Source organism: Branchiibius hedensis, assembly GCF_900108585.1.
Classification (GTDB): Bacteria; Actinomycetota; Actinomycetes; order Actinomycetales; family Dermatophilaceae; genus Branchiibius; species Branchiibius hedensis.
Map to the genome: position 1 here is coordinate 2,483,307 of NZ_UESZ01000001.1, position 9,144 is coordinate 2,492,450.

8 protein-coding genes are annotated in these 9,144 nt (G+C 67.1%); 6 read left to right on the top strand and 2 right to left on the bottom strand.

Annotated elements, in window-relative coordinates:
• Positions 1–76 precede the first annotated feature (76 nt).
• Positions 77–778: a peptide-methionine (S)-S-oxide reductase MsrA gene (gene msrA / locus DR843_RS12010; RefSeq protein WP_245934111.1), complete on the top strand. Its 702-nt coding sequence runs from the start codon at positions 77–79 to the stop codon at positions 776–778.
• A 33-nt stretch (positions 779–811) separates the two neighbouring features.
• Here the strand turns inward: msrA and DR843_RS12015 are convergent, their stop codons facing one another.
• Positions 812–1,564 (bottom strand): SDR family NAD(P)-dependent oxidoreductase, encoded by a 753-nt coding sequence (locus tag DR843_RS12015; protein ID WP_109686137.1) that lies wholly within the window; start codon positions 1,562–1,564, stop codon positions 812–814.
• Positions 1,565–1,619: 55 nt separating this feature from the next.
• Between DR843_RS12015 and DR843_RS12020 the strand changes: the two genes are divergently transcribed.
• Positions 1,620–2,636, top strand: coding sequence for a GNAT family N-acetyltransferase (locus DR843_RS12020; protein ID WP_170119852.1), 1,017 nt, complete (start codon positions 1,620–1,622; stop codon positions 2,634–2,636).
• Positions 2,637–2,639: 3 nt separating this feature from the next.
• Here DR843_RS12020 and DR843_RS12025 read toward each other — a convergent pair whose 3' ends face one another.
• On the bottom strand, positions 2,640–3,428 hold the full coding sequence (locus DR843_RS12025; protein WP_109686141.1) for an SGNH/GDSL hydrolase family protein: 789 nt from the start codon (positions 3,426–3,428) through the stop codon (positions 2,640–2,642).
• Positions 3,429–3,619: 191 nt separating this feature from the next.
• On the opposite strand from DR843_RS12025, the gene DR843_RS12030 reads away from it, so the two are divergent.
• The 4 genes from DR843_RS12030 to DR843_RS12045 all read left to right on the top strand — a co-directional run bounded on the left by DR843_RS12030 (position 3,620) and on the right by DR843_RS12045 (position 9,138).
• Positions 3,620–4,993, top strand: a complete 1,374-nt coding sequence (locus tag DR843_RS12030) for an FAD-binding oxidoreductase (protein WP_218564413.1) — start codon at positions 3,620–3,622, stop codon at positions 4,991–4,993.
• Between the two features lie 135 nt (positions 4,994–5,128).
• Positions 5,129–6,316, top strand: a complete 1,188-nt coding sequence (locus tag DR843_RS12035) for an IS110 family RNA-guided transposase (RefSeq protein ID WP_174888830.1) — start codon at positions 5,129–5,131, stop codon at positions 6,314–6,316.
• A gap of 534 nt (positions 6,317–6,850) precedes the next feature.
• Positions 6,851–7,483 (top strand): hypothetical protein, encoded by a 633-nt coding sequence (locus tag DR843_RS12040; protein ID WP_109686143.1) that lies wholly within the window; start codon positions 6,851–6,853, stop codon positions 7,481–7,483.
• 71 nt (positions 7,484–7,554) lie between these two features.
• On the top strand, positions 7,555–9,138 hold the full coding sequence (locus tag DR843_RS12045; protein ID WP_170119853.1) for a DNA polymerase Y family protein: 1,584 nt from the start codon (positions 7,555–7,557) through the stop codon (positions 9,136–9,138).
• Positions 9,139–9,144 lie beyond the last annotated feature (6 nt).

The following is a 9,144-nucleotide window of genomic DNA, read 5'->3' on the forward strand; positions in this document are numbered from 1 at the left end:
AGTGAGAACGCCGCCGAATCGGTTTCGCTCACCCAGGGGCGCGCGAATCTGTGACCAAAATGAGACAATCGGTGTCATGGTCTTTGGATTCGGACGCACCGCCACCATGGTGACGCCGCAAGAAGCACTTCCCGGTCGACCCGACCCGCTGCCGGACATCCCCGACACCAACGTGGTCCTCGGCACCTCGATGCACCCGCCGTTCCCGGAGGGCTCCGCGACGCTCTACGTCGCAATGGGCTGTTTCTGGGGAGCGGAACGCATCTTCTGGGGTCTGCCCGGCGTCATCACGACCGCCGTCGGCTACATGGGCGGTTACACGCCCAACCCCACCTACGAAGAGGTCTGCACCGGTCGCACCGGGCACACCGAGACCGCGATGGTGGTCTACGACCCCCAGCAGATCAGCGCTGGTCAGGTGCTGAAGGCGTTCTGGGAGAACCACGACCCGACCACCGCCAACCGGCAGGGCAACGACGTCGGGACCCAGTACCGCTCGGCGATCTATTGGACCACCCCCGAGCAGGAGGCCGCGGTCGCGCAGACGACCAAGGACTTCCAGAAGGTGCTGTACGACAACGGTTTCGGCGCGATCAGCACCGAGGAGAAGCCGGCCACCGAGGTCGGCCCGTTCTACTACGCCGAGGGCTACCACCAGCAGTACCTGCACAAGAACCCCGGCGGTTACTGCAACCACGGGTTCAAGGGCATGACCTGCCCGGTCGGGATCGTGCGCCAGGACCAGTTGCCGGCGCAGCAGGACGTCCTGCCGGGCTGATAACGCTCTTCCCGTACGCCGATCGGGTGGCTGTCAGTCGTCCTGTTCCGTGGGGCGGACCAGGAGTTCGTTGATCGTCTGGTGGCGGGGTCGGGTCACGATGAACAGCACCGCGTCGGCAACGTCCTGCGGCTGTAGCGGTTCCATTTGCTCAAGGCGCTGCAGGTTGGCCTCGCGTACGCCGTCGCGCAGGTGATCGCGCAACTCGCTGACGACGGCGCCGGGTTCGACCACCCCGACCCGCAGATGCCGCCGGCTGAACTCCTGCCGGAACGACTCGCTGAAGGCGCCCAAGCCGTGTTTGGTCAGGTTGTAGACCGCCGAGCCCTTCTTCACCTGCCGGCCCGCGGTGGAAGAGATGTTGATCAGGTCGGCGACGCGCCGTGGGTCACTGTCCGCAGCGGACAGCAGGTGCGGCAACGCGGCCTTGGTCATCGACAGCGCCGCGCGCAGGTTGATCTCCAGCATCCGGTCCCACTCATCGATGGGTGCTTCTTCGATCGGGCCGAGCAGCATGACGCCGGCATTGTTGACGAGGATGTCCAGTCGGCCGAGCTGAGAAACAGTCTGTGCCACAGCGGCATCCGCTTGACTTCGGTCGGTGATGTCTGCCTCGATCGCGAGCGCACCGCCGCCGATCTCCTGGGCGAGAGCATCGAGCCGGTCCTTACGGCGGGCGACGAGGGCGACGGTGGCACCCGCTGCGGCCAGCGTTCGGGCCGTCGCCTCCCCGATCCCGCTCGATGCTCCGGTGACGAGGGCTACGGTTCCGCTGAGTTCGCTCATAGCGCCAGGCTAAATCGTGTTGCCCGGACCGCCGCGCTGAGGGATGCTCGCGTGCGTGACCTGTCTCATCGAAGAACTCGACGTGTCCTCTGATGCGGCAATCGAGGCCTTCCACACTGCTCGCAATCGCGCTGAAGAGCAGGATTTCGCCTTCCATACGTCCTACTCGCTGCCGGAGACGATCGCGATGCTGCGCAGTTCGCAGCATGCCGCGCGCAGGGTTCTGCGTCAGGCCCGGATCGGTGATGCGGTCGTGGGCGTCGGCGCAGCCATGCTGCCCCTGCTGGACAACACCGCGACCGCCGATGTGGGTATCGCTGTCGTGCCCGAGGCCCGGCGGCAAGGGGTGGGCAGGGCGCTCCTGGAGTCCCTGTTGTCCGAGTCCCGGGCGGCTGACCGCACCCGGGCCATCGCGTGGCTGCAGTGGCCGTACGACGGTGGCCGGGACGGATCTACCTCTCCCGGAATGCAATTCGCTGCAGCGACAGGTTTTCACGTGAGCCAGTTGGAGGTCCAACGGGTGCTCGACCTGCCGGTACCGATCGACGTACTCGACACCTTGACGGCGCAGGCGGCCACCCACCATGCGGGCTATACGTTCCGCACCTGGACCGGGGCTGCCCCACAGGAGATCCTCCCCGGCTACGGCCGCCTGATCGGCGCGGTCGAGACGGAAGCGCCGACCGGCGAGCACGTCCCCGAGGTCGAGGTCTGGGACGAGCAACGGATCCGGGAGCAGGAAGCCGAGTTGGAGCAGCAGGGTCGCACCCGGATCACCACCCTGGCCGTGGCACCCGACGGCGAGCCGGTGGGCTACACCGACCTGGTCCACGCGGCGACCGACGGTGGTCGGGTCTACCAATGGGGCACGTTGGTGGACCGCGATCATCGAGGGCACCGCCTCGGTACGGCGCTCAAAGTGCGCACAGCGCGCGCGATGCAGGAGGCGTTCCCGGACGCGCCGTACGTGCGCACCTGGAACGCGGAGTCGAACGCGCCGATGATCGCGGTCAACGACGCAATGGGGTTCCGCCCGGTGGGCTGGGCCGCGGAACTCTATCGGGATCTGTGAGCGCTACGCCTTGGCGCTGAACACCGGCAGGTAGCCGGACTTCTGGCCGGTGGCGGTCGGGTGGTAGGACTCCTCGATGTCCAGGATGTTCACCGAGTGCAGCCACCGCCCGGAGTCGCAGATCTCGTGACCGGCGAACGCCGACCGCACGTCACCGAAGGTGAAACCCGCTGCGGTTGCAGCGGTTTTCGTCAGCGAGTCGAGCAGATCGATGCCGCTGTCGATCGCGGTCCGCGACGCCTGGCTCAGGCCGATACAGCTCTTGGCGAGGTCGTAGAACTCGGGATAGCCCAGCACCACCACGTGCGCGCTCGGCGCCTTGGCCTTGATGGCGTTGTAGACCTTGGCCAGTTTGGCGGGCAGGTTCGCCGTCGCGTCGGCTTTGGCGGCGTTGATCTCGTTGACGCAGGTCGTGGTGCCCTTGAGGTTGCAGTCCTGCATGATGTTGGCGAAGTTCTCGTCGTTGCCGCCGATCGTGATGCTGACCAGGGTGGTGCTGGAGGACAGCGCCGAGATTTGGTTGTTGAGAACGTCTGTTGTCTTCGCTCCCGAGCAGGCGACCGAGACGTACGACGTGGGTGAGTGGGCAGCCGCCCAGAGGGCTGAGTAGGCGTTCGGACTGCGATCGCAATCGCCACTACTGGCGATGTAGCTCCCGGCGCCCACCCCGGAGGAATAGGAGTCGCCGAGAGCGACGTAGCGGACGGTCGCAGCATCAGCGGTGGGCACCAGGCCCAATCCGGTGACACTGGCAACGGCGACAGTGAGGACGATGCTGCGCAGGTGAGGCATGGGTGCTCCTGGGTCAGACGAGGGGTTACCTCTAGGAGCAAACTCCTGGCCGGTCGTCGGCGGTAGTGCAGCGGCGCAGAACTTACCGAAATCTGACGATGCGAGTGCTTGGAGCGTCCTTTGGCGTCCGGTTTGCACACGTCGTGAGGTTCACTTAGTCGGTGACGCCTTCAGCCCCACCCACTGCACAATTGACCGAAATCGTCCTGGCCAGACTTGCCGAAGTGCTGCCTCCGGGACGTCTCGTCATCGATGCGCAGGTGCTCGATTCGTATTCGCACGACGAGGCCGAATGGGCGCCCTACGGCCGACCGCTTGCTGTTGTCCGCGCCCGGGAGACTTCCGACGTCCAAGCGGTTGTCCGCGTCTGCCTCGAGCATGCCGTGCCGCTCGTGACCCGCGGCGCTGGCACCGGCCTGTCCGGTGGGGCCAATGCCGTCGACGGTTGCGTGATCCTCTCGACGGAGAAGATGACCCGAATCGTTGAGATCAACAGCGTCGAACGACTCGCAGTGGTCCAGCCCGGTGTGGTGAACGACGACCTTCGCACCGCTGCCGCCGAACACGGCCTGTGGTACCCACCGGACCCGGCCAGTGCCCCGTGGTCGACCATCGGTGGCAACGTCGCGACCAACGCCGGCGGCCTGTGCTGCGTGAAGTACGGCGTGACCCGCGATTACGTTCTCGAGCTCGAGGTGATCAACGGGCTGGGCGAGATCGTCCGGCTCGGGCGCCGTACCGCCAAAGGTGTCGCCGGTTACGACATGGCTGGGTTGATCGTCGGCTCTGAAGGCACGTTGGGCGTGGTCACCGAAGTCACCGTTCGCCTACGCGACCTACAGCCGCCGCAGCGGACGGTGGCCGGCTACTTCTCCTCCATCGTTGACGCCGGGAACGCCGTCGAAGCGATCGGTGCCTCAGGGGTCATTCCCTCGGCGCTCGAATTGATCGACAAACACTGTCTGGCAGCGGTCGATAAGTGGAAGAACATGGGTTTGTCCGTTGATGCGAACGTCGTACTCCTGGGCCGCACCGACGCTCCCGGCGCCGCCGGTGAGCGTGAGGCCCAGGTGATGCTGGCCGCGTTCGAGGCCGCCGGCGCGACATGGGCCGCTGCCTCGAGTGACCCCGAGGAGGCCGAGGCCCTTTTCGCCGCGCGCCGACTCGCCTACCCCGCGCTGGAACGCCTTGGCCCCGTCCTGACCGAGGACGTCTGTGTCCCGAAGGCTGCCGTGCCGGAGATGCTTCGCAGGATCGAGGTGGCCGCAGTCGAGAACGACACCCTGATCGCGAACATCGCCCATGCTGGCGACGGCAATCTCCACCCGCTGTTGATCACCGACGTTGGTGACGCTGCCGCACGTGACCGCGCCGAGACCGCGTTCCGCCAGATCATCGCCGACGCGCTGGATCTGGGTGGCACCGTCACCGGCGAGCACGGTGTGGGCCTCCTGAAACGAGACGGCTTGTACCAGGAGTTGTCCACCGAGGCCCTCGCCATGCAGCGAGCCGTGAAGCAGGCTCTCGACCCGCACGGCATCCTGAACCCGGGCAAGGTCCTCTAGGGCGTGAGGCGTTCAACGCCGCCTGATCCGGGTGCAAGCGATGCGACGCGCTCGTCGCGGCACGACCGGAAACATCGCGCGCAATGCCCTCCCGCGCTCGACCCCACCAGGTACTCGAGAACGGGAGCAACAACAATGCAGAACAGCTCACCCCCACCGGGCGCGGTGGTGATCGGGATGGACCCGCACAAACGCTCGGTCACCATCGAAGTGATGAACTCCGACGAGCAAGTGCTGGACGGTGGCCGCTTCAACACCGACAGTGACGGGTTCACCCGCATGCTCGCCCACGTCGCTGCCTACCCAGAGCGGGTCTGGGCCATCGAAGGGTGCGCCGGGATCGGCCGGCACGTCGCAGCCCGCCTGATCACCGCCGGCGAGTCCGTGGTGGATGTCCCGGCGAAACTGTCCTACCGGGTGCGGTTGCTGACCGCCGGCAACGGACGCAAAACCGATGACACCGACGCGCACTCCATCGCCCTGATCGGGGTCCGGGTCACCGGGTTACGCCCCGTGGTCAGCAACGAGCAGATCGAGTTGTTGCGTGTGCTAGTCGACCGGCGCCGGATGCTCGGAGAGGAACACACCCGCAAGATCTCCCAAGTGCATCGCCTTCTGCTGGAACTGATCCCGGGTGGGGCGAAGATCTACCTGTCCGCGCGGCAGGCCCGCAAGCTGCTGTCCCCGGTGCGACCCAAAGACCCCGCCGGCAAAGCCCGCAAACAGTTGGCGATGGAGCTGATCACCGACCTGGAGAAGGTCTACACCCGTACTAAGCAGGCCGACAAAGACCTGCTTGCGGCGTTGGCTGAGACCGGCACCCACCTGACCGAGCTGCATGGGATCGGACCGACCGGGGCAGCGATGCTGCTGGTCGAGGTTGGGGACATCACTCGCTTCCCTGACCACAACCACTTCGCGTCCTGGACCGGCACTGCACCGATCGACGCCTCCTCCGGCGACACCGTCCGGCACCGCCTGTCCCGCGGCGGAAACCGTCAGATCAACCGGGTGCTGCACACCATGGCCACCGTCCAACTACGCAACCCCACCGAAGGCCGCGCGTACTACGACCGCAAGAAACGCGACGGGAAATCCTCGATGGAAGCGATGCGCTGCCTGAAACGACGACTGTCCGACATCGTCTATCGCACCATGCTCACCGACCTGACCCAGCCCGCGGCGACGGGCCCGGGAGGGCAACCAGGTGACGACTCTGACTCCAGCGCGACCGGCTCACAACCCACCACCGGCTCTTCGGACAAGCCACTTCCCGGACCCGCCACCACCCAGCCTACGAGGCCCCTCCCCGCAGCGTCTTGACATAGAGAGGAGCCACGACCGGACGAGAATAGCGGTGCTCTCCGTGGCACGTCTGGGCCAGGTCAGCAGCCCTCCAGTCCTCAATCGCCCCGGGTCCTTTGGCCCAGCCGCACGGAGTAGGCACCGAGGATTCCTCCGCCAACGGCACACATTGCTGAGACAAGCAGATGCCAGTTCCGCCCAACCAACGCCACGACCATCACGCAAACGGCGATGGCGAGGGAAAGGAGGACGACCAGCCACCCGCCCACCGTCGACGGCCAGACCGGCCGAGATTCCCGTGGCTTGGACATACCGGAACTGTAACCACAACCGCCGGAGGGTGACCTCGTGGCGGTTACCGAATCTCGGCATGAGCGGGAAAGCCGAGCTCCCGCCGCAGGGCCGGGAGGCACCCCGCTCCGTCACCAATGCCCTCATACATCCGGTGCCACCAATCTCCTGATGCAGAACTGTCACCCAAGTCCGGAGAGATAACACGGGGACACGCCGTCGCGGGTTGCATCGTTCGAACACTTGTTCGATGATCGAGGAATGCTCCAACCGGCACCCGTCACCGATCGCGCCCCCGCGGTGCGCCCGGCCGACGTACGCCCGCTGGATCCCATCGAGCACCTCAGCGGAGCATCCCGGCCACCGCGCGGCAATCTTCCGGTCCACCCGATTCTCGCACCGGCCTTCCCCGGCGGGCTGCGTCGCGGCGGCATCTATCACCTGACCGGCTCCCTCACGGTGGCCCTTGGCTTGATCGCCGGAGCCAGTGATGCCGGTGGTTGGGCGGGCGTGGTCGGCATCCCTGATCTCGGCATCGAGGCGGCCGCCGGCTGGGGTATCGACCTGGACCGGTTGGTCCTGCTGCCGACCGGCGGGAAGGACTGGACCCAGGTGGTCGCCACTCTGATCGAAGCGGTCGACCTGGTGATCACCCCCGCACCACCACGCCTCGCCCCCGCAGAGTTGAACCGCCTGACCGCCCGCCTGCGAGACCGCCGCGCCACCATCGTGGTGCTGGGTCGCTGGCCGGCTGGATCGATAGCGAAGGTGCACGCACACACCGAGCGCTGGGACGGCATCGGCGACGGCCGCGGCTACCTGACCCGCCGGCACCTGCGCCTGGACATCACCGAGCGGCACCGGACCCGCAGTGTGCACGTGGAATTGGCGTGATGACAGCGACGCGAGGAAACGAGCGCCAGCGAGGCCCGGAGCAAGCGCGGAATCACGCCCAAACAATTGTCGTGAAACCGGCGCCGGAACCGGTCCGCGTCATGCTGGTCTGGTGCCCGCACTGGCCGGTGCTCGCGGCCCGGATGATCCATGGCGTCCCGGCCGAAGCCCCGATGGCGTTGGTCGCCAAAGGAGCCGTGGTCGCCTGCTCGTCGACCGCGCGCGATGAAGGTATCCGCCCCGGCGACCGGCTGCGCCAGGCGCAGCACCGTTGCCCGGATCTGGTTGTCCTGCAGCATGATCTGGATGCGGAGCAGCGTGCTTTCGAACCCATCCTGCGCGCCATGGCTGACGTGGTGCCGAGTGTGCATCTGGTCCGGCCGGGTGTCGCAGCGGTCCGGGCCGGCGGAGCGGCCCGCTTCTACGGCTCGGAGGTGCGAGCCGCGCAGGAGCTGCAGGTCGCCGTACGCCGAGCCCACCCTGACGGGGCACCCGAGGTTCGCGTGGCGGTGGCTGACGGTCTCTTCGCTGCAGAACAGGCGGCCTACCAGGGCGTGGCGGTCGTACCCCCGGGCGGCTCCCCCGGCCTGCTCGCCGACCTACCCGTCACGGTCATCGCCGAAGCCGCAGGCGATCCCAAGATGGCGAACGTGCTGCGCCGCATGGGTATTCGCACTATCGGCGCACTCGCCGGGCTGCCCCGAGAGCAGGTCCTCGACCGGTTCGGCGCGGCGGGTCTGCGCGCCCACCAGTTGGCCTGCGGGCTCGACGCGCCAATCCTCAACCCGCGCACCGCTCCCGACGAGCTCGCCGCCCGCATCGTGCTGGACGAACCCACCGATGCCATCGAGGTCATCGTCAGCGAATGCGGTTCTGCCGTGGAGCAACTCAGTGCTCGCATCAACGACGGCTCCCTGGTCTGCACCGGGATCCGGATCATCACCCACCACGAGCCGGGCCCTCGGGAAACCGCCGGCGAGATCCACGAGCGCGAGTGGCGTCACCCGTGGCATCTGGGCAGCCGGGAGATCCTCGACCGCGTGCAGTGGCAGTTGACCGACCTCGGCAAGAGCAAGCACCGGCCGATCACCCTGGTCGAGATCGCCGCCACAGAACTGGATGCCGCCGTGCAGCACAGCCAGGGCCTGTGGGGGGATCGACCCGACGACCACGTGCTGCACACCCTCACCGGGCTGCAACACCGCCTGGGCTACGACGCGGTGCTGGTCGGCAGCGTCGTCGGTGGCCGGATGCTGCACGAGCGCCAGTCCTTTTCGCCGTTCGGACAAGCCACTCCCGATCGCGCGGTGCGTCGCCTGGAGCAGCCGTGGCCGGACACCGTTCCCGGCCCTGCTCCCTCTGTCGTCTTCCGCGAAGCACAAGCAATGCGGGTACTGACCGAGCGCGGCACCCCGTTGTCGATCAGCGATCGCGGGGTGCTCACCGGGATGCCGACCACGGCCGAGTGGCCGGGTCGCCCATCCAGCCGGATCACCGCCTGGGCCGGGCCGTGGCCGGTCAACGGCCGGTGGTGGCGACGCGCCAAGACCAACCAGAAACCGCTACACCGTTTCCAACTGGTCGATGACCAACAACGGGCCTGGCTGGTGCTCCACGCGGCCGGCGAGTGGTGGGCCGAGGCACGCTATGACTGAGGTGAC